General features: G+C 59.5%; 21 protein-coding genes. 5 read left to right on the forward strand and 16 right to left on the reverse strand.

All coding sequences use genetic code 11. From position 1 onward, the window contains the following. The first annotated feature begins 51 nt into the window (after nucleotides 1-51). Nucleotides 52-984: a GTPase Era gene (gene era / locus ADU59_RS06785; protein WP_068952999.1), complete on the forward strand. Its 933-nt coding sequence runs from the start codon at nucleotides 52-54 to the stop codon at nucleotides 982-984. Nucleotides 985-1,019: 35 nt separating this feature from the next. Here era and arsH read toward each other — a convergent pair whose 3' ends face one another. Genes arsH through ADU59_RS06805 form a run of 4 tightly spaced genes read right to left on the reverse strand, consistent with a single transcriptional unit; the run spans nucleotide 1,020 to nucleotide 3,207 of the window. Beyond that, nucleotides 1,020-1,745 carry an arsenical resistance protein ArsH gene (arsH, locus tag ADU59_RS06790; protein ID WP_068953001.1) on the reverse strand — a complete coding sequence of 242 codons (726 nt, stop codon included), beginning with the start codon at nucleotides 1,743-1,745 and terminating at the stop codon, nucleotides 1,020-1,022. Continuing rightward, nucleotides 1,720-2,142, reverse strand: coding sequence for an arsenate reductase (glutaredoxin) (gene arsC / locus ADU59_RS06795; protein ID WP_068953004.1), 423 nt, complete (start codon nucleotides 2,140-2,142; stop codon nucleotides 1,720-1,722). The genes arsH and arsC overlap by 26 nt, the downstream gene beginning before the upstream one ends. Beyond that, nucleotides 2,139-2,858 carry an MIP/aquaporin family protein gene (locus tag ADU59_RS06800; protein WP_068953005.1) on the reverse strand — a complete coding sequence of 240 codons (720 nt, stop codon included), beginning with the start codon at nucleotides 2,856-2,858 and terminating at the stop codon, nucleotides 2,139-2,141. Before ADU59_RS06800 ends, arsC begins: the two co-directional genes overlap by 4 nt. Beyond that, nucleotides 2,851-3,207 carry an ArsR/SmtB family transcription factor gene (locus ADU59_RS06805; protein WP_068953007.1) on the reverse strand — a complete coding sequence of 119 codons (357 nt, stop codon included), beginning with the start codon at nucleotides 3,205-3,207 and terminating at the stop codon, nucleotides 2,851-2,853. Before ADU59_RS06805 ends, ADU59_RS06800 begins: the two co-directional genes overlap by 8 nt. Before the next feature lie 180 nt (nucleotides 3,208-3,387). Between ADU59_RS06805 and ADU59_RS06810 the strand changes: the two genes are divergently transcribed. From ADU59_RS06810 to ADU59_RS06820, 3 genes are all read left to right on the forward strand, one after another. After that, a complete protein-coding gene (locus ADU59_RS06810) occupies nucleotides 3,388-4,386 on the forward strand; it encodes a glutathione S-transferase family protein (RefSeq protein WP_068953009.1) in 999 nt (332 codons plus the stop codon). A 301-nt stretch (nucleotides 4,387-4,687) separates the two neighbouring features. Beyond that, nucleotides 4,688-5,944 carry a cyclopropane fatty acid synthase gene (locus ADU59_RS06815; RefSeq protein ID WP_068953011.1) on the forward strand — a complete coding sequence of 419 codons (1,257 nt, stop codon included), beginning with the start codon at nucleotides 4,688-4,690 and terminating at the stop codon, nucleotides 5,942-5,944. Between the two features lie 122 nt (nucleotides 5,945-6,066). Further along, complete coding sequence (locus ADU59_RS06820) at nucleotides 6,067-8,388, forward strand: Tex family protein (protein WP_068953013.1); 2,322 nt, start codon at nucleotides 6,067-6,069, stop codon at nucleotides 8,386-8,388. 54 nt (nucleotides 8,389-8,442) lie between these two features. On the opposite strand, the gene ADU59_RS06825 is transcribed toward ADU59_RS06820, so the two are convergent. The 11 genes from ADU59_RS06825 to ADU59_RS06875 all read right to left on the reverse strand — a co-directional run bounded on the left by ADU59_RS06825 (nucleotide 8,443) and on the right by ADU59_RS06875 (nucleotide 21,930). Continuing rightward, entirely contained in the window at nucleotides 8,443-10,386 is a 1,944-nt protein-coding gene (locus ADU59_RS06825; RefSeq protein ID WP_099050769.1) for a heparinase II/III family protein, read from the reverse strand. A 3-nt stretch (nucleotides 10,387-10,389) separates the two neighbouring features. Next, nucleotides 10,390-11,184, reverse strand: a complete 795-nt coding sequence (locus ADU59_RS06830) for a GDSL-type esterase/lipase family protein (protein ID WP_083198152.1) — start codon at nucleotides 11,182-11,184, stop codon at nucleotides 10,390-10,392. A 34-nt stretch (nucleotides 11,185-11,218) separates the two neighbouring features. Continuing rightward, nucleotides 11,219-12,379 carry an acyltransferase family protein gene (locus ADU59_RS06835; protein ID WP_158515703.1) on the reverse strand — a complete coding sequence of 387 codons (1,161 nt, stop codon included), beginning with the start codon at nucleotides 12,377-12,379 and terminating at the stop codon, nucleotides 11,219-11,221. Beyond that, nucleotides 12,369-13,499: a glycosyltransferase family 4 protein gene (locus tag ADU59_RS06840; RefSeq protein ID WP_083198153.1), complete on the reverse strand. Its 1,131-nt coding sequence runs from the start codon at nucleotides 13,497-13,499 to the stop codon at nucleotides 12,369-12,371. The genes ADU59_RS06835 and ADU59_RS06840 overlap by 11 nt, the downstream gene beginning before the upstream one ends. A gap of 30 nt (nucleotides 13,500-13,529) precedes the next feature. Next, nucleotides 13,530-14,015 carry a serine O-acetyltransferase gene (locus ADU59_RS06845; RefSeq protein WP_068953021.1) on the reverse strand — a complete coding sequence of 162 codons (486 nt, stop codon included), beginning with the start codon at nucleotides 14,013-14,015 and terminating at the stop codon, nucleotides 13,530-13,532. Beyond that, a complete protein-coding gene (locus ADU59_RS06850; protein ID WP_068953023.1) occupies nucleotides 14,016-15,341 on the reverse strand; it encodes an O-antigen ligase family protein in 1,326 nt (441 codons plus the stop codon). Further along, entirely contained in the window at nucleotides 15,342-16,571 is a 1,230-nt protein-coding gene (locus tag ADU59_RS06855) for a glycosyltransferase (protein WP_068953025.1), read from the reverse strand. It lies immediately after the preceding gene. Beyond that, on the reverse strand, nucleotides 16,568-18,094 hold the full coding sequence (locus tag ADU59_RS06860) for a hypothetical protein (RefSeq protein ID WP_068953027.1): 1,527 nt from the start codon (nucleotides 18,092-18,094) through the stop codon (nucleotides 16,568-16,570). Before ADU59_RS06860 ends, ADU59_RS06855 begins: the two co-directional genes overlap by 4 nt. Then, nucleotides 18,091-19,248: a glycosyltransferase family 4 protein gene (locus tag ADU59_RS06865; protein ID WP_068953029.1), complete on the reverse strand. Its 1,158-nt coding sequence runs from the start codon at nucleotides 19,246-19,248 to the stop codon at nucleotides 18,091-18,093. The genes ADU59_RS06860 and ADU59_RS06865 overlap by 4 nt, the downstream gene beginning before the upstream one ends. Nucleotides 19,249-19,399: 151 nt before the next feature. Then, nucleotides 19,400-20,650 (reverse strand): glycosyltransferase family 4 protein, encoded by a 1,251-nt coding sequence (locus ADU59_RS06870; RefSeq protein ID WP_068953030.1) that lies wholly within the window; start codon nucleotides 20,648-20,650, stop codon nucleotides 19,400-19,402. Between the two features lie 11 nt (nucleotides 20,651-20,661). Further along, a complete protein-coding gene (locus ADU59_RS06875) occupies nucleotides 20,662-21,930 on the reverse strand; it encodes a nucleotide sugar dehydrogenase (protein WP_068953033.1) in 1,269 nt (422 codons plus the stop codon). A 633-nt stretch (nucleotides 21,931-22,563) separates the two neighbouring features. Here ADU59_RS06875 and ADU59_RS06880 point away from each other — a divergent pair. Continuing rightward, nucleotides 22,564-25,254, forward strand: coding sequence for a tetratricopeptide repeat protein (locus tag ADU59_RS06880; protein WP_068953035.1), 2,691 nt, complete (start codon nucleotides 22,564-22,566; stop codon nucleotides 25,252-25,254). Between the two features lie 67 nt (nucleotides 25,255-25,321). Here the strand turns inward: ADU59_RS06880 and ADU59_RS06885 are convergent, their stop codons facing one another. Beyond that, nucleotides 25,322-26,146, reverse strand: coding sequence for a heparin lyase I family protein (locus ADU59_RS06885; RefSeq protein WP_068953037.1), 825 nt, complete (start codon nucleotides 26,144-26,146; stop codon nucleotides 25,322-25,324). Nucleotides 26,147-26,223: the final 77 nt, after the last annotated feature.

A 26,223-nucleotide genomic window follows, 5' to 3' on the forward strand; every position in this document is an offset into this window, starting at 1 on the left:
TCTCGCGCGCCTGACCGGCGCCCGGCCGCCCAATCGGAAATTACGGATATTATGAGCGAAACAGAATCAACCGCAGCAGAAACCGAAAAAGGCCCGACCCGGTCCGGTTTCGTCGCCCTGATCGGCGCTACCAATGCCGGCAAGTCGACGCTGGTCAACAAGCTGGTCGGCGCCAAGGTGTCGATCGTCAGCCACAAGGTGCAGACGACGCGCGCCATCGTGCGTGGCATTGCCATCCACAACAATGCGCAGATCGTTTTCATGGACACGCCCGGCATCTTCAAGCCGCGCCGTCGCCTCGACCGCGCCATGGTGACGACCGCCTGGGGCGGCGCCAAGGATGCCGACGCGATCATGATGCTGATCGACAGCGAGCGCGGCCTGAAGGGCGATGCCGAGACCATTCTCGAAGGCTTGAAGCATGTCGAACAGCCGAAGATGCTGGTTCTCAACAAGATCGATCAGGTCGAGCGCGAAGATCTTCTGAAGCTGGCGACCGCCGCCAACGAATTCGTCGATTTCGAGCGCACCTTCATGATCTCGGCGCTGACCGGCTCCGGCTGCGACGACGTGCTCGACTATCTCGCCATGAAGCTGCCGGAAGGTCCCTGGTATTACCCGGAGGACCAGATTTCCGATCTGCCGATGCGCCAGCTTGCCGCTGAAATCACCCGCGAAAAGCTGTTCCTGCGCCTGCATCAGGAACTGCCCTATTCGTCGCATGTCGAGACGGAGAAGTGGGAAGAGCGCAAGGACGGCTCGGTGCGCATCGAACAGGTCATCTATGTCGAGCGCGACAGCCAGAAGAAGATCGCGCTCGGCAAGAACGGCGATGCGATCAAGGCGATCTCCATGGCGTCGCGCAAGGAGCTGTCAGAAATCCTCGAACAGCCGGTGCACCTGTTCCTGTTCGTCAAGGTGCGCGAAAACTGGGGCGACGACCCCGAGCGTTTCCGCGAAATGGGCCTGGAATTCCCGAAGTAAGTGGAAGGCGCTGGAAACGGCGCCTTTTCTCTATCTCATAGGCTCTTCAGGTTGACGCGCTGTTCGAGCTTTTCAGCCTCTTCCTTGCGCTCGCTATAGCGGTCGGTGAGAGTGCCGGAGACATCGCGCGTGATCAGCGTGAACTTGACCAGTTCCTCCGTCACATCAACCACCCGGTCGTAATAGGCGGACGGCTTCATCCGGCCGTCCGCGTCGAATTCCTGATAGGCCTTGGCGACGGAGGACTGGTTGGGAATGGTGATCATCCGCATCCAGCGGCCGAGGATGCGCATCTGGTTAAGGGCGTTGAAGCTCTGCGAGCCGCCGCAGACCTGCATGACCGCCAGCGTCCGCCCTTGCGTCGGGCGCACCGACCCGACCGACAGCGGGATCCAGTCGATCTGCGCCTTCATGATACCGCTCATGGCGCCGTGCCGCTCCGGGCTGACCCAGACCTGGCCTTCCGACCATAAGGACAGGTCGCGCAGTTCCTGGACCTTCGGATGGCTGGCCGGCACCGCGTCGGGCAGGGGCAGGCCGTCCGGATTGAAAAACTTCACCTCCGCGCCGAAATGCGTCAGCAGACGGCCCGCTTCCTCGGCAAGCAGGCGGCTGTAGGATACGGTCCGGAGCGAGCCGTAGAGGATGAGAATGCGCGGCGGGTGGCTGGAGAACGGCGCACGCAATGCGTCCATGTCCGGCTGCCGCAGATGGGTAAGGCTGGCTGCGGGCAAATCAGACAAGACGGTTGCCCTTTTCATCAAGCACCTGTTCGCCGTCTTCCTTGGCAAAGGCGCTCTTGTGCGTCTGCGGCAGGATATCGAGCACCACCTCGGAGGGACGGCACAGCCGTGTGCCCAACGGCGTGATGACGAAGGGCCGATTGATCAGGATGGGGTGCGCCAGCATCGCGTCCAGAAGCTGGCCGTCACTGAGCGCGGGATCGCCAAGGCCGAGTGCGTCGAAGGGCGTGCCTTTCTCGCGGATCGCCTCGCGGATGCTGAGGCCCGCATCTGCGATCATCGCCTTGAGTTCGTCGCGGCTCGGCGGGTTTTGCAGATAGTCGATCACGGTTGGCTCGATCCCGGCATTGCGGATCATCGCCAGGGTGTTGCGGGACGTGCCGCAGTCGGGATTGTGGTAGATGGTGACGGTCATGATGGGTCTCGCAGGTCAACGTTGGTGGAGGGCTGCCGCAGCAGCCAGCTCATCAGGGCAAACGCACACAGCGCGCCCAGAAATTCGGCGATGACGAAGCCTGGCAGGTCGAGCGGCCGGATGCCGGAGAAAGTATTGGTCAGCGATCTCGCCAGCGCCACGGCGGGGTTGGCAAAGGACGTCGACGCGGTAAACCAGTAGGCGGCGGTGATGTAGAGCCCGACCAGCCATGCGACGGACCTCTGTTCGAAACGGATGCCGGCGAGGATCGTGGCAACGAGGCCAAAGGTTGCCACCCACTCGGAAAACCATTGCGCACCGCCGGTTCGGACCTTCAGCGACGCCTCGATGATCGGGAGATCGAACATCAGGTGCGCCGCTACCGTTCCGGCAATGCCGCCGACAATCTGTGCCGCGACATAGAACCCGAAGTCGCGCCACGGCAGATCGCCCTTCAGGACGAAAATCAGCGATACGGCCGGATTGAGATGCGCGCCGGAGATCGGTCCGAAAAGGGTGATGAGCACCACCAGTATGGCGCCGGTCGCAAGCGTATTGCCAAGCAGCGCCAGCGCCGCATCGTTCGTCAGCGTATCGGCCATGATGCCGGAGCCAACCACCGTTGCAACCAGCAGGCCGGTTCCAAGCGCCTCGGCGACGATCCGCCGTCGCAACTGGATGTCTGGAGAACGCCGCTGTTCCACACCGTCAGACATGGGTCTTTTCCCGTGGCGGGCAGCAGGGGACGAGGTCTGCGATCAACGGCGCGCACAGATCGGGATGGCCGGCGCAGCAGTCTTTCAGAAGGAACGTCACGACATCGCGCAGGCTGTCGAGGCTGGCGCGGTAGACGATGGAACGGCTCTGCCGCTCGGCGGTGATCAGGCCGGCCCGTTGCAGCGTCGCCAGATGTGTCGACATGGTGTTGTGCGGAATGCCGAGCAGCCGGGCGATTTCACCGGCGGGCAATCCATCGGGCTCGTGGGTGACGAGCAGCCGGAAGGCATCCAGGCGCGTGGTCTGGGCGAGGGCTGCAAGAGCGGTGACGGTGGTCGTATTGTCCATATGTCGAGAATTATCGACATAATATCATCCCGTCAAGACGGGGCTGCCTCCGCCGGTTGGCGGTACCAATCATCGAACAGTCTGTTGAAGAGGCGGCGGCTTGCCGTCTGCGCGCGCGCGTGAGATTCCAGAGCGGCATGAAGCGTCCGGAACATCCGGGCCCGGACAAGGACAGTGACGATGCCGCAGCTGGTCGATGGGAAGTGGGAAAAGGGCGAGGTTGCCGCCAGCGAGATGAAGAACGGCGCCTTTCATCGCGAACCGACGAGCTTCCGCAGCTGGATCACGGCCGATGGATCACCGGGACCGGACGGGCAGGCAGCATGTCCCGCCGAGGCCGGCCGCTATCAGCTGTTTGTCGCCTTCATCTGCCCCTGGGCCTCGCGCACGTTGATGATGCGCAATCTGAAGGGCCTGCAGGATATCATCTCCGTATCCATTGCCGAGCCGGAACTGGGCGAAAACGGTTGGACCTATGCCGAGCCGCAGGATGCCGGTTCACGCACCGGCAAGATCCGCTATCAGCATGAACTCTACACGGCATCCGATCCGCATTATACCGGCAAGGTCTCCGTCCCCGTACTATGGGACCGCAAGGAGGGCCGGATCGTCAACAACGAATCCGCCGATATCATCCGCATCCTCAACACGGCCTTTAATCATCTGACGGGCGATACGCAGGATTTCTATCCGCAAAGCCTGCGTCCGGTCATCGATCGCTGGAACGCACCGATCTACGACAGGGTCAACAACGGTGTTTACCGGGCCGGCTTTGCCAGGACGCAAGGCGCCTACGAGGAGGCCGTCACCAGCCTTTTCGGCATGCTGGACACGCTCGAAACGCATCTGTCGCAGAACCGCTATATCGCCGGAACCCACCTGACGGAGGCAGACATCCGCCTGTTCGTCACGCTGATCCGTTTCGATGCCGCCTATCACGGCGCTTTCAAGTGCAATCTGCGGCGGCTGGAGGATTATCCCAACCTGTCGAACTATCTGCGCGAAATCTACCAGTGGCCGGGTATTCGCGAAACGGCGCGGATCGATCATATCAAGCGCGGTTACTATTCGATCGCTCATATCAACCCGACCGGAATTGTTCCGCTCGGCCCTGTACTCGACCTTGACCGTCCGCATGACCGCCGCCGTCTTGCGGGAGAGGGCGTGGTTACTCTCTGATACCCGGGATTTGCTAAGTAAATAAATCTTTGAGGGCCCCGCAAAGCCATTGCGGATTGGCGAAACGGCGCTAGTTTAACGGGTGTTCTGATGGATAGAGCTCCCGGATAGGGGCGCCCAGACGATCTGCCCGGCAGCCGGATGGCAACCGCTCTAGCGAATTGCCCACATCCCGTCTTCCCGGACGACGCCGACGGCGCTCCAGCTGCGGTTCTCCTCGTTTCCTGACGTCCGGCAAAGCCAAGGCCGGCGGCACGTGACCATTCACCAGAATGCTGTGCATCTGTGGTCGAGGTCCGGAATGAACACGACATTTCTGAAAATGCTCCGCCGGCTGGTTCAAAAAGGCAATCTGACACTCATCCTCTCATCTGGAGAAAGAGCCATTCTCGGCGACGGGTCCGGCGTTCCGGTGACCGTGCGGACGCTGGATGAGGAAGCTGAAAAGGCCATTCTGCGCGATCCGGGCCTCCGGTTCGGGGAAATGTATGTCGAGGGTCGCATCGTCATCGACGACGGCAATATTTTCGACCTGTTGTCGATGGTGAAGGCCAACGGCCTGGAAAAGGCGGCAACGATCAGCAACACGGCGACGGCGCTCCTGCATGTGGCCGAGCAGCAGATCAAAAGCCGCCTGCCGGTCAACCGCAACAGGCACAATGTCGCCCACCACTACGATCTCGACGGCAAGCTGTTCGACCTGTTCCTCGATCAGGACTGGCAATATTCCTGCGCCTATTTCGATCCGCCCGGGATCGGCCTGGACGAGGCGCAGGCGGCGAAGAAACGCCATATCGCCGCCAAGCTTCTGCTGGAGCCGGGCCAGACGGTGCTCGAGGTCGGCTCCGGCTGGGGCGGCATGGGAATGTATCTGGCCGAGTCGTCCGGCGTTGATGTCACCGGCATTACGCTGAGTGAAGAACAGCTGAAGGTGTCGCGCACCCGGGCGCAAAAGCGCGGGCTTGGGGATCGCGTCCGGTTCGAGATGCAGGATTACCGGACGATGGTCGATCGCCAGTTCGACCGCATCGTTTCGGTCGGCATGTTCGAGCATGTCGGCATGGCGAACTATGGTCATTTCTTCACCAAGATGGCAGGCCTCTTGGCGCCCAAGGGCGTGATGGTGCTGCATTCGATCGGCCAGGCGGAAAAACCCTGGGCGACCAATCCCTGGATCGAGAAATATATCTTCCCCGGCGGTTACATGCCAGCGCTGTCGGAAGTCGTCCCGGCCATCGAGAAGGCTCGGCTGGTGATCCGCGATATCGAGATATTGCCGATGCACTATGCCCATACGTTGCGGGCCTGGCGCGAACGGTTCACCGCCCGCAAGGAGGAAGCGGTCCGGCTCTATGACGAGCGGTTCTTCCGGATGTGGGAATTCTACCTGGCATCGTCGGAAACGGCCTTCCTCTATGACAAGCTGTCGATCTTCCAGATCCAGCTGTCGCATGAGCTGGAAGCGGTACCCTATACGCGCAACTATATCGGCGAGCGGGAGGAGCGCCTGCGGCAATTCGAAAAGATCCGCCCACCGTTGGAGCCGGTGGAATTCTGAGCATCTCGCCAGCCACCCGGCATCCATCTGTGGACGCCCGGTGGCTGGCGGGCGCCTTCACTTGGCCTTGAAGGCATGTACATCTATGGTCCCTGCCAAATCACAGCAAACCACGGAATGCCATGTCCCTGCCATCAAAGTCCATCGCCGTCCTCATCGCCCAGGAAATCAAGGCCACGCCCGCTCAGGCGATCGCAGCCATCGAGCTTCTGGACGAGGGCGCGACCGTTCCCTTCATCGCGCGCTACCGCAAGGAAGTGACGGGTGGGCTGGACGACACGCAGCTGCGCAATCTGGCCGAACGGCTGGTCTACCTGCGCGAACTTGAGGCCCGCAGGATCTCCATCCTCGATTCGATCCGCAGCCAGGACAAGCTGACGGCCGAGCTGGAAACCAAGATCGCTGCTGTCACCACCAAGGCGGAACTGGAAGACATCTATCTGCCCTACAAGCCGAAGCGCCGCACCAAGGCTGAAATCGCCCGCGAGCGGGGGCTCGGACCGCTGGCCGAAGCCATTCTTGCCGACCGGATCATCGCGCCGGCAGACCGCGCCACCGCCTATATCACCGCCGATGTGCCGGATGTGAAAACGGCGCTCGACGGCGCCCGCGACATCATCGCCGAAGGCATCAGCGAAAATGCCGATCTCTTGGGCCGGTTGCGCGCCCATATGCGCCAGGCCGCACTGATCCGCTCCAAGGTTGTCGAGGGCAAGCAGGAGGCCGGTGCCAAGTTTTCGGATTATTTCGATCATTCGGAAAAATGGGCAACCGTTGCCGGCCACCGGGCGCTTGCCATGCTGCGCGGCTGGAACGAGGAATTCCTCTCCGTCGATATCGTCGTCGATCTCGACGACACATCGCCGGTCAAGCCGGTGGAACGCACCATCGCCGCCGTCTACAGGGTCGGCGGCACGCTGCCGGGCGACAAATGGCTGATGGAGATGATCGGCTGGACCTGGCGCGTCAAGCTGTCCATGTCGCTGTCGCTCGACCTGATGCGCGAGCTGCGCGAACGGGCCGAAGAAGAGGCGATCCATGTGTTTGCCCGCAATCTCAAGGACCTGCTGCTCGCAGCTCCGGCCGGATCGCGTGCGACGATGGGGCTTGATCCGGGCATCCGCACCGGCGTCAAGGTGGCCATCGTCGATGGCACCGGCAAGCTGCTCGAGACCACGACCGTCTATCCGTTCCCGCCGAAGAACGATATTCGCGGCACGCAGGCCGAGCTCGCAAGCCTGATCCGCAAGCACAAGATCGAACTGATCGCTATCGGCAATGGCACCGGCAGCCGCGAGACCGAGCGTCTCGTCGCTGACATGCTGACGCAGCTGCCGGCTGGCCCCAAGCCGACCAAGGTCATCGTCTCGGAAGCCGGCGCCTCGGTCTATTCCGCCTCGCAGGCCGCCGCCGATGAATTCCCCGGTCTCGACGTCTCGCTGCGCGGCGCCGTCTCCATTGCCCGCCGTCTGCAGGACCCGCTTGCCGAGCTGGTGAAGATCGAGCCGAAATCGATCGGTGTCGGCCAGTACCAACACGATGTCGATCAGGGCCGTCTCAATCGCTCGCTGGAAGCTGTCGTCGAAGATGCGGTGAATGCTGTTGGTGTCGATCTGAACACGGCCTCGGCGCCACTGCTGGCCCGCGTTTCCGGCCTCGGCAAATCCTCGGCCGAGGCGATCGTCGCCCACCGCGATGCGACCGGCGCCTTTACCAGCCGCAAGGACCTGATGAAGGTGCCGCGCCTTGGCGCCCGCACCTTCGAGCAATGCGCCGGCTTCCTGCGCATCCGCGACGGCAAGGAGCCGCTCGATGCCTCCTCCGTGCATCCCGAAGCCTATGGCATCGCCAAGAAGATCGTCGCCGCCTGCGGCCGTGATCTGCGCGCCATCATGGGCGACAGCGCCGCGCTGAAGCAGCTTGACCCGAAAACCTTCGTCGACGAGCGCTTCGGCCTGCCGACGGTGAAGGACATTTTCGCCGAGCTCGAAAAGCCCGGCCGCGACCCGCGCCCGAGCTTCAAGACCGCGACCTTTGCCGACGGTGTCGACGACATCAAGGACCTGAAGCCGGGCATGCTGCTCGAAGGCACCGTCACCAACGTCGCCGCCTTCGGTGCCTTCGTCGATATCGGCGTGCATCAGGATGGCCTCGTGCACGTCTCTCAGCTGGCCGACCGCTTCATCAAGGATCCGCATGAGGTGGTGAAAGCCGGCGATGTCGTGCAGGTGCGCGTCACCGAGGTGGACGTCCCCCGCAAGCGCATCGGCCTCACCATGCGCAAGGACGGTGCCGCCGAGTCAGGCACCCGCGAGATGAAGAGCGATCCGAAGGCCGCCCATCAGGCCCGCCAGACGCTCGCCCGCACCCAGCAGCAAAAACCGCAGGCGCCGTCCCAAGGTGCCTTTGGCGCCGCACTGGCCGAGGCGATGAAGCGGAAATAGCACGCCCACCGTCTGGAGATTGGGTTGCCGGTCGCCTCGGCCACCGGACCCAGGCTACTCAGCCTTGGTGAGCGAAAGGCGGCAGGTGACACCTTCCAGCGGAACGATGCCGCGCCAGCGGATGCGTTTGGCCTCGACCTTTTTCCCGAAGGCGGGCGAATACCATCCGCCTTCGCCGATCCCACCGCCCGCCTTGATGGTGATATCGCCCGGCTCCTGCCAGGACAGCACCGCGACGGTCTTGCCGCCGCGGGCGATCAACACCTGTCCATCTTCCATTGCGGCATCGCATTCGGGCGAAAGCTGGAAGACGATCTCGGCCGTGTGGCTGCCGATCCCGGTCAATTCGTCACGGATGGCAAAGCCATCCTGCGTCGAAAACAGGGTGCGGCGATGGACCACGCCAAAACGCTTTTGATAGCCGTCATGCGCCGCAGTCACTGACCAGGCCTCGCCGCCGGCTGCAGCTTCCAGCGTCGTCACGGCCTTGTGCGACCAGTTGAAGGCACCGGACATGATGCTCTGGTCGGCACTGCCGATATTCAGCGTGTTGTGGGCGCGTGTCCCGCGAAACCAGTCCCGCCATTCTCCGCCCGAATGGTAGAGATAGGTGCCGGGATCGACGAACAGCGGCTCGCCATCGAACGTGACGATCACCGACAGCGCATCGGCATGGCCATGGGCGGCAATCGAGAGATAGCCGAGCGGCGCATGATCGAAGACGATCCCGAGATCGCGGCCGCGTTTCGCTTCGCGGATCACCGTATAGCCACCCTCGGCAAACGTTTTGAACCCGGAGGGCGCAGGACTGCCGGCCAAAGCCGAACCAAACAGCGCGTCGCGCAAATCCATCTCCGGCGGACGAGGCCCGGCCGGTCGTTCACCGAGATAACCGGCGATCGCGGCGCAGACGGAAGCAGCATAGGCCGGCTCGTGCCGCGCAAGCGTCAGGACGCGCCCTTCGTCGTCATCGCAAATGCCTGGCACGCGCCCGTCGTCGCTGGACAACCACGCGATATGGATCGAAAACAGCCTCAGCCGCGCGTCGATCCTGGATGCCAGCGGCCTCCCGGCCTCCCGCGCCACGAAGCTGCAGAGGAGAATGAATTCAGCGGTAAACGCCCCATAGGTCGGCGACTGCTCGGCGCCGACGCCGTCGTTCAGGATCTGCCTGTTTGCCTCTTCGACCAGAATCCTCCGGCCCTTGGCTTCAAGCTTGGCAGACAGAGGCAAGTCCGGCATGGCAAGCGCGATCAGCAACTCCCCCGCGACCTCCGCGACCAGATGATTGTTGGCGGAGGAAAAGCGCGACGGGTACCGCGCCATCCAGACCATGTGGGCATGCAGGATCGCGCGGATCCTGTCGACCGTCGTTGCCGAGAGAAGTGTGCCGCACAGGCTTGTGACGATGAGAAGGCTGATGGCGCGCAGCCCAAGTTCGATGCCTGAATTCCAGCAGATGCCCCGGAAGGGCGGATTGGCCGCATACCAGCTTTCAACCGCCGCTTCGATCACCGCAAGGGCCGCTTGATTGCCGGTCAGCGCCGCATCGGCCGCGAGCGGCTGCAAGAATTGCAGCCGGTTGAATTCCCAGACATATTTGACATCGCCAAGCACCCGCTCGTGCCGATACGGAATGTCAAAACAATATTTGTCCGCCCCCGGCCACAACCCGCCGGTCACGGGATCGAACCGCCAGATCTCCGCCGGGAACAGACTTTCCGGTGCCCTCGGCGGCCAGTCGGCGCCCAGAGCCTCGAAACGGCCCGACAGGATGGAGGCACTCGCCTCGATGATCTCACGCTTCACCCGCTTCGGTGCAGCGGCGAGATTTTCGCGCAAGCCCGGAAGACGGGGCAGGGGACCGGAATCCCGATACCGCTCCCACCCCTCGATCCGTCCCTTGGCGCGCGACTTTTTGGCCTTCTCGGCAATGCGATGCGCGACCTCGGCGGGGCTCATTGCTCGCAGGCGGTTGATGTACCAGGAGGGCGGCACGGGTTAGTTGTTTCCTTGCTTCAATATTCCTGACAGCACGTCGTAACCGGCCGAGGTCAGATGCAAACTGTCGTCGCGATAATTGGCGCATTTGTCGGGAAAATAATTGGGAAACCAGGATTGCATTTGATCTGTTCCTCTCATTCCACAAGCGATCAGATCATCGAAACCCGTAACTGTTCGCACATAGCTGTTTTGAGACGGCATCGTCTCAATGAAACTATTGACAGCCTGGCGGTCAGCCTCAAAATCGTTAAAGATTTTGCCGCGCGGAGGAATCGTAAACATGTAGATGACGGCCTGCGGCCAGATTTCGTGCAGCTTTTCGACTGCTTTCGTTAGACCGGCTTCTATTGCGCAGGGCTTGGAGCGTGCCTTTAGATTGTTGGTGCCTAGGATCATCACAATCGTTTCAGGAGAAATCTCGGAAACCGGCATCTGTTCAAGACGCCAGAGCGCGTTTTGAATGAGATCGCCGCCGACGCCGAGATTGCCGATCGCCTTGCCTGGGAAAATCGATCTGAATGATTCCGTCGGCCAGCCTTCTGCCAGGGAATCCCCGAAAAGGATAGCGTCAGCCTTCGTGGGGAATTTTGCCAACATAGCATCGTAGTTCTTATATGTTGGCCCCCATTGCGGAGGAGCCGGGGTTGTAACGACTCGAGTTTCGTAGACATCGCAATTATCTGCTGCGTGACTCGGTCGGTGGCTCAGAAAAATGCCGGCGAGCAATGTTGTGAAAACAAGAATTGCATATTTTGACTGCTGCAAAGAAAGGTGAGTTTGAAAAGCACTCATTGGTCTCTCCTAGAGAAATTATGAATTCAATATGTCAGAATGTTTCCCGAGGCACGGCAGTCTGGCCAACGGGCTCTGGCTGCGTGTTGGATATTCCTACGACGGTATGGGATCCGAAATTAGCCCTAAACCTCATTACGGGTTTGGCGATGTAGCGATAGGATAGCCAGGCCACAGCAAACGTGCAGGCAAATCCTGCTACTGCAAATGGAAGTCTCTGATGTATAGGCAGGGCTACGGGCGTAATGTTGAAAAAATGATGGGTAAGGCGCAAAAACTCCAGATGCCAAAGATAGGCACCGTAGGATAAAACGCCGCCAATGCGAAGCGGCGTGAACTCTGAAATCCGGGTGAGCCAACTCGGACTTGCTGACAGATACATATGCGAAAAAACAAGAAAAATCCCGATGCCTTGAAGGCTGTATCTGAGAGTTTCGCGGAAAAATTCATCACGTACAATTAGGCATGCTAATAAGAGGATCAGTCCAGCAACCAACGTCGTGCCGCTTGCGGAAGAAGACAGACGCTCCGGTCTCTGCGCTACAAAAGCAAACAACGCACCGTAAGCGATCGAATCGAAACGTGTCTCGGATGCAAGATAGCCGTACGCATGTTGCCAATCGATTCCGGAAATTTCGTTAACAATGACAAAATACCGCCAAACCAGACAGCCGAAAAGTGACACGAAAAAAAACAACAAGAGGAGTTTCGGACCTTTGAAAATCGGCCCGAATATAAGTGGGAATGACAGGTAATAATGCTCTTCGACGGCAAGTGACCATAAATGGGGCCACCACATGTGGGCGACTCCGTCAGAGGCAACGCTTTGAAGGTAAATAATATAGTAATTTGTCGTATATGTGAGAGCAGCTACGATGTCTCCGAGCGAAGGCGAAAGGCCTATCGATTGGGCGATGGCGGACGATCCAATGAGAAGAATGATCATTTCCGGAGCGAGGCGAATAAATCTCCTAATATAAAAATTGCCAATCGAGATGGTGCCTTTCTTTTGGCTCTCCTGGATCAAAAGTGTCGTGATCAGGAAACCGCTCAGAAAGAAAAAGATGGTGACACCAAAGCCGCCGGGTATCCATTTGCCAAAACCGAAATGTGACATCAACACTATGCTGACGGCGAAGAACCTAATTCCATCTAGTCCGGGTATGTATTTTATATCTTTGAAATCATAGACCATTCTGGTCTCCATATGGCCGCCGAAAATTGTTATGCCCAAATTTTTCTCCTGTCCAAAGATCAATAAGCTCGGCAAAATACATGCCAATTTCCAGCCGCTCCCTGTGCAGGCGCCTAGCCTTTTCTCCAAGGGCTTCGCGTGCCTGCGGCTGATCGAGAAGAAACTGGATCGAAGCAGCAATTGCCTTCGAATCTCCGGTGGGGACGAGCAGACCGGTTTCTCTGTCGATAATGATATCCTCGACCGCGCCGACCGGTGTTGCAATGACCGCGAGGCCTGCGGCCATGCCCTCAATGACCGACATCGGCAAGTTTTCGTCAAAGGACGGCAGCACGAGAACATCCGACTCGGCCAGTAGTTTGGCCACGTCATCCGGCCCAACCCAGCCCGGCAGTGCGACCAGATCGCTCAGGCCCCGTCGCTCAATCTCCTGACGCATTTCTTCTACGTCGCCATCGCCGGCAATGGTTGCACGCCAGTTATCATTTTTCGGAAGCATAGACAGCGCCTCGACAAGCTGCGGTACACCTTTTCGAGCGCCGACGCGGCCAAGGAACAAGATTCGCAGGCGGCCTGTTTCGTCTTCCACATGAGAAAGCCGGGGCGTCGGCGTCGCATTGGGAATGATGACGATCCGGTTGATGGTGTCGGGAACTTTCTCCGCTACAAAGGATTTCCAGATATTTCCGAGAACGACAATACGAGAAGCCGATGCGAACATTTCTACGATTGCGCTTGCAACGCTCGGCGTGCTCTCATTCCAGAATCGCCGGAAGCGGGATCCATGAAGATGAACGATGTAGGGTATGCGCAAAATAGCTGACCACCGTGCAACGATGATCTTGCGCCGGGTACTTCCATGGCTGGACAGGTTGATATGCAGGACGTCGATTTTGCCCAGAGCCTTGAGCAGCGCCATCCTTACGAGAAACCAGGCAAGATAGAACGGAGAGAGCGCTATACTTCCCTGGCCGCGCGTTGCACCAAAGGAAATACTGACGTATTCGAGGGGCATCAACCGTGCTATCTTGCGTACCTCATCCATAATACGGTCAATGCCACCCATTCCCCCTTCGCCAAGCGGGGTGGCAATCAAGACATAGGTGGGGCGACGGGGCATGTCGAAAACTCTTTGCAATTGCAGAAACTGTTAAAGCTCTGCCGCTTTGGACAGCGCGATCTGAGGTGCATCGTGCCGGTACATTTTATTGTCGATATCGGAACGCTTGACGACAGCCGGAACGCCGGCAACAAGACTATTCGGTGGCACGTCCTTAGTGACCACGGCATTCGCGGCCACGACGCTTCCTGCGCCGATGCGTATCGGGCCGATGATTCTCGCGCCTGCGTGGACGATCACCCCTTTTTCAAGGTGAGGAGCGCCTATAGTCGGAGCCTTGCCGCCCAGAACGACATGGACACCGATCTCACAATCATCCTCAATCACCGATAGGCGGTTGATGACCACGCCGAGGCCGCTGTGGTGGAAGAAAACAGACTTCGCGATCTGTGCACGGGCTGGTATAGACGCCTGGAATAAAACGCGAATTACGCCTTCTGCCGCTCGTGATAGGAGGCGGAGACGCTTGTGCTCGAAAAACTGTCCTAAGTTGATGATCTTACTGATAGCGGGCATTTAAATATCCATTTGAGAATACATAATGGGTTCCATTCGTATGGAGTCATGAATTTTTAGGTGTATCTGTTTTTTTGCAAATTTTTTAGATTTATATGAGTTGGAAATGGAGAATGTAAAAAATACAGTAATAAGGAACGATAAATATTCCAGTATAAATGACTCTACGAAGCTAATTTGTATTGTGAAGATATATATAGTAAATGTAGAGATCAATATATTTAGGTTTTCCTTTTTATTTAATATTTTGTACATCCTCAAAAACTCACATACCGAAAATAAAACCAACAATCCCACACCAAGATACCCAAAATAAACAAACAGATCGAGATACGCATTCTGGCTGTTCGGCAGTGTTGCCAGTTCGTAGCCGAGATTGGGGCGGACCCATTGGAAGAAGCCGGCGACATAGCCGTATCCCAGCCAGTTGTCGGGGCCGAGGATGTTCAGGATCATCTGCCAGAGGGGGGCCCTGCCTGTCAGGTCGGTGGATTTGCCGAGGACGTCGAGCGTCGCGTAAAACAGGCTGATGCCGAAGAACAGGACGATGGTTGTTGCGAAAAGGATGGTCAGTGTGAAGAGAAAGCGATTGTCGCGTTGGTAGAAGCTGCGCGCCACGAAGCCGGCGATCAGGCAGACGACCAACGAGATCAGCGCTCCGCCGGAGTTCGACATGATGATGCATGTCAATGCGCCAAGGCCGATCAGGATGCGGCTGGCGATGCGGAAGGTCGGTGCGCCGCAGAAGAAGAGAATGGCGACATAAAGCGCGGAAAACTGTCCGAGCTTCGTCCTGTGATCGAAAACACCCCGCCAGGATCCCGCATGCACATACTGCACCGCGTCGCTCTGCTGATGAATACCCATCTCCGGCAAGAGAACGACCGTGGCAATCGACAGCAGGATGAGGGTCGCACCGACTTTGAGGTAGAGGTCGAGAATGGCGTCGCCCGATAGCCGGAGCGTGATGGCCAGTGCAAAGACGTAAAGGCAAAAAAGCGAAATCGACCAGGTGATGGTCATATAGCGGTCCACAGACCATAGGGCAGACAGGAAGCAGAGGCAGACAAAGAGAAAATGGTACTTTGACCGGATGATCAGAGTGAGCAGGGATCCCGATCGCCCGGCGATAAGGAGCACGGAGATCAGCATGATCAGCAAGAGCAGATAGCGCCGGATATCCGTCGTGCTCTCCGGTCCCCGCGTGATCTCGATCGGATTGAAGTAAAGGCTGTAGGCGCCGCAAAGGAACAGAAGCGAGATGAAAAAGAACATGTAGGCCAACGTGCCCACAGGTTTTTGCGAGGGGGCGGTCTCAAGCATCATTCATCGGGCTCCGGTACAATGGGCGCGGTAGGCATCCGTGACGAGGCCGGACAGGACGCGGTAGGAGCGGTTGTTCTCAAGCCAATGTTTGGCCTTGGAAATATCCTCCGGCGAAGGCTCGCCCGCCTCGAATGCGCGTTGCAATCCGGCTTCGAAACCCTCTGCCGTGAAATCCGTGACAACGCCCAATCCGGTGTGATCGAGCAGAAACACCTGATCCGGGTGCGCATTGGCGACGGTCCTTTTTCCCATGGCCAGATATTCGACCAGCTTCGTCGGCGTGGCCGAGCGCAGCATCCTCGAGTAAACCGGGTAGGGGGCGAGGCAGACGCTGGCATGCTTGACATGCGACAGCATGTCTTCCAGCGGCATATGGTCGAGAAGGACGAGGTGATCTTCGACGCCGTGCTGGCGCATGGCACGCCGAACGACATCGCGCTCTGCCGGCGTTGCCCTGCCGGCGATCACGAAGATCATGTCCCGATGCCGTGCGATGAAGCGTGCGACGCCCGCAGACGGGACTTCCATGGTGCGGGAAGGATCGAGCGTGCCGGAATAGAAGACCGATTGACGATTGCCGTAGATAGGGTCGGTGGACGCGGGGATCGTATCGGGATTGAAGCGGTCGAGATTGATCCCCATCGGTACGGCGGTGATTTTGGTTTCGTCTATGCCGAGTGCAGCGACGTCCTTTTTCATCTGGTCGCTCTGGACGAAAATGTGGCGGGCCAGACGCAGGACGATCAGATAGAGGCTGACAAAGCCCAGGCAGCCATAGCCGAGCTGCAGCAGCCCTTTCCAAGGCGCCCGCCGGGAAAAATAGATCTTGGCCCTGTGGAGATTGCCGAGCTCCATCGGAAACGACATCCAGTAAACGAAGGGGCGCCGTATCAGCAGTGCAACAAGGCTATAGACCAGGGCCAGAAACATGGTGTCGCGGCACTGGATAATATCGGGCCGGTCGCGCAGAATTCGTTTTATGCCGGCGATATGCAGCCTGAAGCCGCTCAGAAACCGGCTCATCCGGCCTCCGGTATGTGCTGGCGGCAGCAGATAGTCGACATTCGCATTGGGTTGCGGTTGCGGGCGGGAATCCTCATCCCGCCGCATCACGAATGTCAGCCGGTAGTCGCGGGAGAGATACCGCAGATAGAGCTCGGTGATATCGACCCGGAAGGGGGGATATTTGTCCTTGGTGACGATGAAGATGGATGTCCGGGTGTCGTTCATGGCGTGCCACCCGTCGCAAGGACCCGTGAGGCAAACGGTATGCGGGCCAAAAGCCGGGCGGGGATTTGGCTGTGCAGGACCCGTTTTTCCGGCTCGGCCAGCGCATTCCTGAACAGCAGGACATAGGCGATCAAGGCCATCAGGACGACTTGCACGGCGAGGTCCGCCGGCAACGAGGGGGATCGGGCGAAAGCGTAGGTCAGCAGTGCCGCGCTGATGGCGCTGGTCCAGCCCAGAAATTTCAAATCGAGAAAGGCCCGGTTTTCCCGTGGGATTGTCAGATAGATGACGGCTGCGCGAACGATGCTATCCGCCACGGGGATCATCATGATGACCGGCGCGCTCAGGCGGCCGGCGAACAACAGAATGGCCGAGATGGAGATCACGCTGACCAGCGCGGACAGGTTCTGGCCCCGGTAGGATCCAGAGAAACTGGCGATCACCTGCAACACCGCGACGCTGATGGCAATCGTCGGCATCATCAGCAGGATGGGGAGAAAATAGCCGAGCCCGGCAAACCGGTCGCCCGCGAGGATATGCAAGATCAATTCGCCATGCGGGGCAACGATCGTCAGCACCAGCAGAATGAGGATCGCATCCAGCTTGATCAGCAGGGAAAACAGCGTGCCCCCCCTCTGGACATCAATCAGCCCGCTGTCGGCGCGGTAGTTTGCGGCCCGCGCTTCCACCAGCGGAAAGATCATGGCGCCGGGCGCATAGCGGATCAGGCTGCTGACGAGAGACTGGCAGAAGATCAGCGCGGCCAGCTGCTGCGTCGTAAATGCGCCGACCACCAGAAGCCGCAGCATGGCCGGCGACGTGGCGAGATAGGCAAGGCCGGCGATATACCCGGCCAGCCCGGTTGCGAAGACATCAGACAATGCCGTGACTGGGGCCGTGGCCGGGAGAGTGCGTTCCGCCGCCCGCCGCCTGATCAGCACGCGCAGGCTGTTCGCGCCGAGAACAAGGCAGGCGATGCCCTGCGTTGCCGCCATCACGGCAATCACCACCGTGCTGTCGAGCGGCGCATGCAGGACGTAGAGGCCGAGGATGATGAGAACGCGGATCGCCGGTTCACCGAGCGCGATGATGCGCGATATGCGTTGCTGGTCCAGCGTCTGCGATACCGCTTCCGTATCCAGGTACAGGCAGGAGGCAATGCAGTAAAAGGCGATGATCCAGGCACTGCTGCCGGCGATCAGCATCGCGATTTCCAGATCCGACCCTTGCGCGGCGGCAAGGCAGAGGGAAAGGACAATGGCGATCGCGGCATATTTTCCACCCAGGATCGCCAGGATGGGACGAAGCGACAGGTTCGAAAACGAGACCGCGGGGATGTATTTCGGAATGATGCGCTGGGTTCCCGCAGACATCAGCGTGCCCGTCAGAGAGGCGAATGCAAAGACGATGCCGACGATCGCGTATTCGTGCATGTCCAGATGCCGGACAAGGAAGATCTGAAAGAAAAATGTGATGAACAGCGCCGGGATACGGCCCGAGAGATAGAGGATGAACCTGTTCATGGCCGGTCTCCGGCCGTGGCCGCCTCGATCTGCCGCAGAAATTCAGGCTCGATATTCCTCCAGAGATAATGTTCCGACCTCGAAAGCGACCGCGTTTTCAGGTGCGCGATTTTTTCCGGATGCCGGGTAATTTGGGCCAATGCCTGCAAAAGCGATTGCGAATCGTATTCGAAGATGACGCCGTTTTCGCCGTTGTCGATGAAATGCGTGTGGGTCGCGATCGTGTTGGCGAGGACCGGAAGCCCCGCGACCTGATATTCGAACAGTTTCGTCGGTGGATTGAACCGGTAATATTCCTTGTCCGCCCAGATGCAGATGCCGAAATCCTTGTCGCGGAGATGGCCGATCACCTCGGCGCCGGAAACCCGGCCAAGCACGGTAATGGTGTTTTCGGCGCCGCGCTGCCTGATGAAATCCTGGCAGTATTGCCGCTGTGCTTCGACGGCGCCGACGATGGTCAGGTGAACCGGAAGCCCCTTGTCCTGCGCGCTGCAGAATGCATCGAGCATGATGTCACGGCCGCGATCCGGCTCGACGGAACCGGCATAGACGAAGCGAACCCTGCCGTTGACGGCGGGTTCGCCGCCTGTGGTGATTGGCCGGAAGGCATCCGAGACGCCCATCTGGATGAGCTGCGTTTTCTGCGCCTCAACGCCGTGTGCGAGCAGGTCCTGGCGATGCGCTTCGCCGATCGGCATGACGAGATCGGCTTTCTTAGCCCCCGCATAACACAGGCCACGGAGAATCTTGCGGATCGGCCGCATCGGCCGCAGGCGGCTCGGTCCGAAGAAATGGGACGGATGTTCGTTCCAGTAGAGTGCAATACGCGCTGTCCTCGGCAAGGCCGGAACGAAGGCGCTGCCCTGGCTTCCCAGCATCACGACGAGATCATAGGCCTTTTTCCGGATAAGACGTGTGACGCGCATGAAATAGTCAAGCTGCGACAGAAGCCCTTTGAATCTGGGTAGAACGACGATCTCGTCGAAGCGGGAGGTGGCAAACTCCTGCCGTTGCCGCACCGAATACCGGCAATAGAGATCGACGTCTGCAATCGTGCCCAGCGCAGCCACCCGGTAGGAAAAATCCATGAAACCGGTGAGATTGTCGTGAAAATAGGTGACGACAGCGACCTTCATCGTGGAAGCCTTGCACATATGCAGGGCAGGGCTCCACCGGCGCCCGGCAATCGCATGTCGGCGCGGTGGGGTTTCAAACCTGCGATTACGTCCTTGATCGCCATCCATCAACCTGTGCAACATCGCTTCAAACATACCGGCGGCCCCGCGAAACAGCGTCGTAGCGGGCCTAGGGGCATGCATTCCTGTAGGCATCGATCAGCTTGGGCACCTCGTAGCTCCAGGCCATCTGCGTCTCGACGCGGTTGCGTCCGAAAGCGCCCATCCGGGCGCAGCGATCGGGATCGGCCAGCAGCTCGGCGATCTTGCCGGCAAAATCGACGGGATCGTTCGCCTTGGCGTAGAGCGAGGCTTCCTGGGCGCTGAAGCGGCCCTCGGTGACGTCGAACTGGACGATCGGCTTGCCGACGGCCATGTATTCGAGGATCTTGTTCATCGTCGATTTGTCGTTCATCGGATTGACGCGGTCTGGGTTGACGCAGACATCCGCCGTCGACAGGACTTCGAACAGCGTCTGGTCCGGTGCGCGGCCGGTGAAGGTGACGTGGTCCGCAAGTCCCATGCTGTCCGACATCGCCTGCAACGCCGCAAGGCTCGGGCCGCCGCCGACCAGCACGAACTGGATGTCCTGCCGGCCGAGATCGTAGACCAGATTGCGGGCCGCCTCGAGCAGCAGGTCGATGCCTTCCTGATCGCCCATGACGCCGACATAGCCGACCAGAAACGCACGGCCGTTCTTCAAGGCGGGATTCGGCGGCACCGCCTTCACGCGCGTCAGGTCCGGGCCGCTACGGACGACGAAGATGTCTTTTGCCTTCTTGCCGCCGCGCTCGATCGCGATTTTCTTGTAACTCTCGTTGGTGGAGATCACCGTGTTCGCCGTCTTGAAGGTGAGCCATTCGAAAAGGCACATCAGCCGCCAGAAGAAACCGCGTTTGTTGAACTTGGCTTCGTAAAGCTCCGGATTGATATCGTGGTGATCGAAGATGTAGCGCTTGCCGATCAGCTTGAACTGCCAGGCGATCAGGAAGATCAGGTCCGGCGGATTGCAGCCGTGCAGCGTGTCAAAGCCGTGGCGAAACAGGATTTTCCAGGCAAGCAGCGTTTCCCAGGTCAGTGCCGCGCCATATTCCAGCAGGTAGCCGAGCGCACCCCCGGCATCGAGCGGCAGCGGATGACGGTAGATGTGGATGCCGTCCAGATGCTCGTAGCGCGCGGTGTAGCCCTTGCCGGTCGGGCAGATGATGGCGACTTCGGCGCCGGCGGCGCGCAGGGTTCTCGCCTCCTGCCAGACGCGGCGGTCGAAGGGCACCGGCAGGTTTTCGACGATGATCAGAATCTTGCGGCCTGAAAGCGCGCCGGAAATGGCCGTGCTCCATGTGGTTGCGCTGGCGTCGGCGGTTTGAACTGTCGTGTCCATCGCGGCGGCCCTCACGACAACGCATTCAGATTGACGACATCGCCATTCTTCTCAAGGTTGATTTTCCTGTAGGTAAGGTTGGTGGTGATGACGCGGTCATAGGCCCTGGCCTCCGCCGTCTCCTTCGAGACCAGCAGGTGCGACAGCGTCGGGATCTGGGTATAGGCATAGCCCAGATTGGCGCCGACAAGCTTGGTCGCGTCGATTGCCGGATCGAAGATCGACAGTTTGTAGCCCTCGCGCAGCAATCCGCGCGCCAGGTCGATATTGGGACTTTCGCGCAGGTCGTCGGTGTCCGCCTTGAAGGCAAGCCCGACGAGCAGGACCGTGGCGCCGGGCGCCAGATTGCGCGTCACATGCTGGAAAAGCCGGTATTTATGCGCCTCGTTTGAGCGCAGCAGCGCATCGACCAGATGGGTATGGGCGCCGCAATCGGCGGCGATATATTGCATCGCGCGCACATCCTTGGGCAGGCAGGAGCCGCCGAAGGCCCCACCGGGGCGGGTATAATAGGGCGAGATATTCAGCTTGGTATCGGAGACGAAGATCTCGTGCACCTTGGTGGCGCTCAGGCCGAGCTGCAGGCAGACACGGCCGATCTCATTGGCATAGGCGACCTTGACCGCATGCCAGGTGTTGTCGACGAACTTGGTGATCTCGGCCTCGCCCAGATGCACATAGAAGGTCGGGGCCGCGATATTCTGGTTGAGCCGGTCCATTCGCGCGTTCGGCTTGCCGTCGACCGTTCCGATGACGATCTTGGGCGGATCGAAGTAATCCTGGATCGCCGAGGATTCCCGCAGGAATTCCGGGTTGTAGACGAGCTCGACGCTCTGCTCGAACGCATCGCCCAGTTCGGCGGCAAGGATGGGGGCGATCAGCCCCTCGACCGTTCCCGGCCGGATGGTCGAGCGATAGACGACGGTCAGCGGCGACGGTCTGTTCCTGCCGACGGCGGCGGCGATCTGGCGTGTGACTTCGGCGATATAGGTCATGTTGTGCGAGCCGTCGGGCGCGCTCGGCGTGCCGACGCAGACGATCGCCATGTCGCAGTCCTGAAGATGCTGCCTGATCTCGGTATGGGCGGAGATCCGTCCGGCCTCAAGACCTTCCCGCAAGAGGGCTTCGACCCCCGGCTCGGTGATCGGCGCAGTCCCTTGATTGATCTGGTTTACTTTTTTTTCGCTGACATCGAAGCCAACAACGTGATGGCCTTCTTTTGCGATGCAGCACATTGCGGTGAATCCGACGTAACCCAAGCCGAAAATCGCGATTTTCATGCAATATGTCCTTTAGGTCTAACAATTCGTAATCAAAATAGTCAGGCGCGATCTCGTCGAAAAAAAACGAAATGCGATTATAAAACAATGGTATGCTTGATCTCTGTCGCTGAAAATACCAGCCTTGAAGGACAGAGCCTGCTCATTTATACGTATATAATATGCATATTCTAACAGGCCGGAACGACTTAAAATTGACCTCTTAGATCAAGGTCGTCGTCGCTTTTGGCTTGTTTTGGTACGAATGTTTTCACATACTTCAATTGAATTTCATAGAGGCTTTCGCAGTTGCGAGATGGAATAGTTAAGGCGCGTTTCTTTGAGACGCGGGCTGGAGACAGCCTGAAGGTTATGCATATTCTGAAAAGATAGATGTACGGTTGTCATTGCTTGATATGTGTGGTGCTCCGCGCGCTGCGACGGTGTGTTGTTTAAAGCAGGCCGGATAAAAAAATAATACAGATCGATTTTCGCAGCATGGTTGCTGGACATATGTTCGTTCGATGCCGATTTCTGCATCAATAAGGTAATTTCACGTCAAAATTATATTTTATCTCAATAAACCAGTGGGATTTTATCATGAAACTGGGTCATAAGTCCGCTTTTTTTTATTGCGCACTGGGTTTGGCTGTATTGAACGCCTCTCCTTCCTTTTCACAGCAGGCCGCTGGCAGCACGGACCAGAAAGCGCCGGAGACGCCGCAGCAGCAGGCGCTAAAGGCGCTGCTGGCGACGATAAAGGCGGCAAAGCCGGGGGATGATCTCTCATCCGCTGTTGCAGGCATCGAAGCCATGGCGCAGCAAGGGGATGCGACGGCACTGCAAGCGGCAGGCGATCTCTACCGAGACGGCAAGGTTGTTCCGCAGGATATCGCCAAAGCGGTCGATTTCTATACCGAAGCCTTCGCGCAGGGCGGGGTCGCGGCAGCAGGCAAGCTCGGCGATCTCTATCGTCAGGGCCAGACGCTCGGCCTCGATCCCGCCAAGGCTATCGGCTTTTACGAGCAGGGTATAGCGGCTGGCGATGCCGGGGCAAAAGCCGGGATGGCAAGCCTTTATGCAGACGGTGTTCTGGTCGGACGCGATGTTCCGAAAGCGGTTGCTCTCTATGAGGAAATCATTTCCGCGGGCGGCACATGGGCAGCCTCATCGCTGGCCGGGCTCTATCTCAAAGGGGATGAGGTCGGTCTCGATCCTGCCAAGGCGGTTGGCTATTACGAACAGGCGGTTCGGGCCGGTGATGCCGGCGCGATGATCAGCCTTGGCAACATCTATCGTGACGGCAAGGTGGTTGCGAAGGATATTCCCAGGGCTGTCGATCTCTATGCGAAGGCGCTTGAGGCGGGCAGGTTGGCGGCTGCCGCCAAGCTCGGCGACCTCTACCGTCAGGGGCAGGCCGTCGGTCTCGATCCTGCCAAGGCCCTCGGCTTTTACGAGCAGGGGATAGCGGCCGGCGATGCAGGGGCAAAGGCGGGGATGGCGAGCGTCTATGCCGAGGGCGTTCTTGTGCCGCGCGATATTGCCAGGGCGGTCTCTCTTTACAAGGAGGTTTTGTCCGGCGGCGGCACCTGGGCAGCCTCGTCGCTGGCGGCGCTTTATCTGAAGGGCGATGAGCTTGGTCTCGATCCCTCCAAGGCGATTGGCTATTACGAACAGGCCGTCCAGTCCGGCGATGCCGGGGCAATGATCGCCCTTGCCGATCTCTATCGCGACGGAAAGATCGTTGCGCAGGATATGCCCAAGGCCGCCGATCTCTATGCGAAAGCGCTGGAGAACGGAAAGATAGCGGCGGCCGCCAAGCTTGGCGCTCTCTACAGTCAGGGCGAGGCGGCGGGCCTCGATCCGAACAAGGCAGCCGGCTTTTACGAGCAGGGCATTCAGGCGGGCGATGCCGGGGCAAAGGCAGGTCTGGCCAATCTTTATGCCGAGGGCGTCGCGGTCCCGCGCGATGTTCCCAAGGCCGTCGCCCTCTATGAAGACGTCATTGCCCATGGCGGCACATGGGCGGCCTCGTCACTGGCAGCACTCTATCTCAAGGGCGATGAGCTTGGCCTCGATCCCGCCAGGGCCGTTGGCTATTACCAGCAGGCCGTGCAGGCCGGCGATACCGGTGCGATGATCGCCCTTGGCAATGTCTATCGGGATGGGAAGCTGGTTCCCGCGGATATTCAAAAGGCGGTCGACCTCTACACCAGGGCGCTTGAGAACGGCCGGATGGCGGCGGCCGCCAAGCTGGGCGAGCTTTACAGCCGGGGCCGGACCGTCGGCCTCGATCCGGGCAGGGCGGTCGGGTTTTACCAGCAGGGCATTCAGGCCGGCGATCCCGGCGCCAAGCTGGGCATGGCGGATCTCTATGCGGGCGGTGTCCTCGTTGCGCGCGACATTCCCAAGGCGACCGCTCTCTACGAGGAGGTCCTTGCCGGAGGAGGGACATGGGCCGCCTCGTCGCTGGCCACGCTCTATCTGAAGGGCGCCGATGTCGGTCTCGATCCCGCCAAGGCGATCGGTTACTATGAACAGGCGGTGCAGGCGGGCGATACCGGTGCGATGGTCGGCCTTGCGAAGGTCTATCGTGACGGCACCGCCGGTGCCAAAAACGTCTCCAAAGCGGCCGATCTGTATCAGGAAGCCTATCGGGCCGGCCGGAAGAATGGCTTGGCGAGTGCCGCGAGCGTGCTGCTGGCCGGAACGGCAGCCCAGCAAAAACAGGGGCACGCGCTGATTGCGGAAGGGCAGCGGGAGGGCGCTCCCGGTATTTCCTCTGTTCTCGCCTATGCGGTGCTCGACGGAAAGGGTGTGCCGAAAAACCCGGCCCGGGCGATCGAAATCCTCAAGACGGCAAGCGCCAAGGGCGATGCCACTGCGGCATCGACGCTCGTTCAACTCTACGCCCAGGGCCGGGGCAAGGATATCGTCAGGAATATCTCTCTGGCCCGGTCAACGCTTGCGCGAGCGGCCAGCCAGATGCCGGAAGAGCAGCGAAAAAACGAGGAACTGTTCATCGAGGGGGCCGCTGCCGATTCGATCCGGGAATATGCAGCCTTCGCAGAGAAGATCGCGGACCTGCAGCCAGGCGCAAAGGCCGATCTGGTCGGCCGTCTCGTCGGCGCCAACGGCAATGCCTATGTCTACATCCTGCAGAGCGAACTCAGCGGTGCCGGCATCTACCGGGGCAAGGTGAATGGTGCGTTGACCGGAGCCACGATCCGGGCGTTCAACCAGTTGTGCGGCCAGCGCAACAAGGCCGCACTTTGCCGGACAGGGCCACTCAGCCGGCCGTCGCGCGACGTGTTCCTCGATTTCATGCGCGAAACCAATTCCTGAGACTGCGCGAGGGAGAAAAGGGCTGGCGATCGAGGCCGGGCCGCCAGCCCTGCCTCGATCGCACCGCTCAGTTGATCAGGCTTGCGCGCTTGGAGAGGTTGTCCGTCGTGGTGACGACATCGCGGTATTCGACCACCGCGTCAGCGTCATCACGGCTGCGGTAGATGCCGAATTTCCAGTATCCAGCCTCGGCATGATCCCAATAGCCGAGCGGGCCGTCGAATTGGACCACCTGGCGGCCGTTGAGCCAGATGTTCAACAGCCCGTCCGTCGCCGAAACCTTGTGTTCCATGACGATGTTCAGCCATTCGCCGCGCGGGACATCGTGCATCCGGTACATTTCGCTGCTCGCCGGCTTGCCGTCCTTGATATAGCGCCGGAGGAAAACCAGATCCTTGCCTTCGACCTGAGCGGCGATATAGGGCGAGCGCTTGTCGTCCTTGCTGCCGTGCCACTGGCCAACGATGAACCAGGAATGTTCGCCGTCGGGTATCGAAAACCCGTCGGCGATCTTCACGCGGTAGGCATTCCAGACGATCTCGTCCTTCGGGAAGTTGATGCTGCTGGTGATTTCCGAGCGGTCCCTGTTGTCGCCGTCGAAACTGGCACGCTCGCCGGGACGCACCTCGAAGCGCAGGACCAGATCGTTGTTGGCACTGCGCCGGGCGCCGATGGAATAATCCTTGCGGGCGGACTGGTTGCCGTATTCGCCGTCCCTGTACAGAAAATCGCCGGGAAGCGGGGTGACGGCCGACGACGAGGCGGACGTGTCTGCGTCCAAAGCCGTCCGTCCGGTGGCGTGCGTGACATCCGGCGGGAGGCTGACGGCGGCGGCGATGACAAGAGCCGCACAGGAAAGAAAACGGGTCTGGTGATGGAAAAACCGCATCATTGTGATCGCTCCTTTAAAGTTGCTGCGCCGTAAAACCGGCAAAATACATCGCTGGAAAACTGCTCATCGATCGCCTG

This window comes from Pararhizobium polonicum (assembly GCF_001687365.1).
Lineage (GTDB): Bacteria > Pseudomonadota > Alphaproteobacteria > Rhizobiales > Rhizobiaceae > Pararhizobium > Pararhizobium polonicum.

Coding starts and splice junctions, on each gene's coding strand:
- ADU59_RS06805 (WP_068953007.1), bottom strand. CDS start 3,207: ATGGACAATACGACCACCGTCACCGCTCTTGCAGCCCTCGCCCAGACC.
- ADU59_RS06820 (WP_068953013.1), top strand. CDS start 6,067: ATGTCCCTGCCATCAAAGTCCATCGCCGTCCTCATCGCCCAGGAAATC.
- ADU59_RS06830 (WP_083198152.1), bottom strand. CDS start 11,184: ATGAGTGCTTTTCAAACTCACCTTTCTTTGCAGCAGTCAAAATATGCA.
- ADU59_RS06855 (WP_068953025.1), bottom strand. CDS start 16,571: ATGAACGACACCCGGACATCCATCTTCATCGTCACCAAGGACAAATAT.
- ADU59_RS06870 (WP_068953030.1), bottom strand. CDS start 20,650: ATGGACACGACAGTTCAAACCGCCGACGCCAGCGCAACCACATGGAGC.
- ADU59_RS06875 (WP_068953033.1), bottom strand. CDS start 21,930: ATGAAAATCGCGATTTTCGGCTTGGGTTACGTCGGATTCACCGCAATG.
- ADU59_RS06810 (WP_068953009.1), top strand. CDS start 3,388: ATGCCGCAGCTGGTCGATGGGAAGTGGGAAAAGGGCGAGGTTGCCGCC.
- ADU59_RS06800 (WP_068953005.1), bottom strand. CDS start 2,858: ATGTCTGACGGTGTGGAACAGCGGCGTTCTCCAGACATCCAGTTGCGA.
- ADU59_RS06860 (WP_068953027.1), bottom strand. CDS start 18,094: ATGAACAGGTTCATCCTCTATCTCTCGGGCCGTATCCCGGCGCTGTTC.
- era (WP_068952999.1), top strand. CDS start 52: ATGAGCGAAACAGAATCAACCGCAGCAGAAACCGAAAAAGGCCCGACC.
- ADU59_RS06885 (WP_068953037.1), bottom strand. CDS start 26,146: ATGATGCGGTTTTTCCATCACCAGACCCGTTTTCTTTCCTGTGCGGCT.
- ADU59_RS06865 (WP_068953029.1), bottom strand. CDS start 19,248: ATGTGCAAGGCTTCCACGATGAAGGTCGCTGTCGTCACCTATTTTCAC.
- ADU59_RS06815 (WP_068953011.1), top strand. CDS start 4,688: ATGAACACGACATTTCTGAAAATGCTCCGCCGGCTGGTTCAAAAAGGC.
- arsC (WP_068953004.1), bottom strand. CDS start 2,142: ATGACCGTCACCATCTACCACAATCCCGACTGCGGCACGTCCCGCAAC.
- ADU59_RS06835 (WP_158515703.1), bottom strand. CDS start 12,379: ATGGTCTATGATTTCAAAGATATAAAATACATACCCGGACTAGATGGA.
- ADU59_RS06840 (WP_083198153.1), bottom strand. CDS start 13,499: ATGCCCCGTCGCCCCACCTATGTCTTGATTGCCACCCCGCTTGGCGAA.
- arsH (WP_068953001.1), bottom strand. CDS start 1,745: ATGAAAAGGGCAACCGTCTTGTCTGATTTGCCCGCAGCCAGCCTTACC.
- ADU59_RS06845 (WP_068953021.1), bottom strand. CDS start 14,015: ATGCCCGCTATCAGTAAGATCATCAACTTAGGACAGTTTTTCGAGCAC.
- ADU59_RS06850 (WP_068953023.1), bottom strand. CDS start 15,341: ATGATGCTTGAGACCGCCCCCTCGCAAAAACCTGTGGGCACGTTGGCC.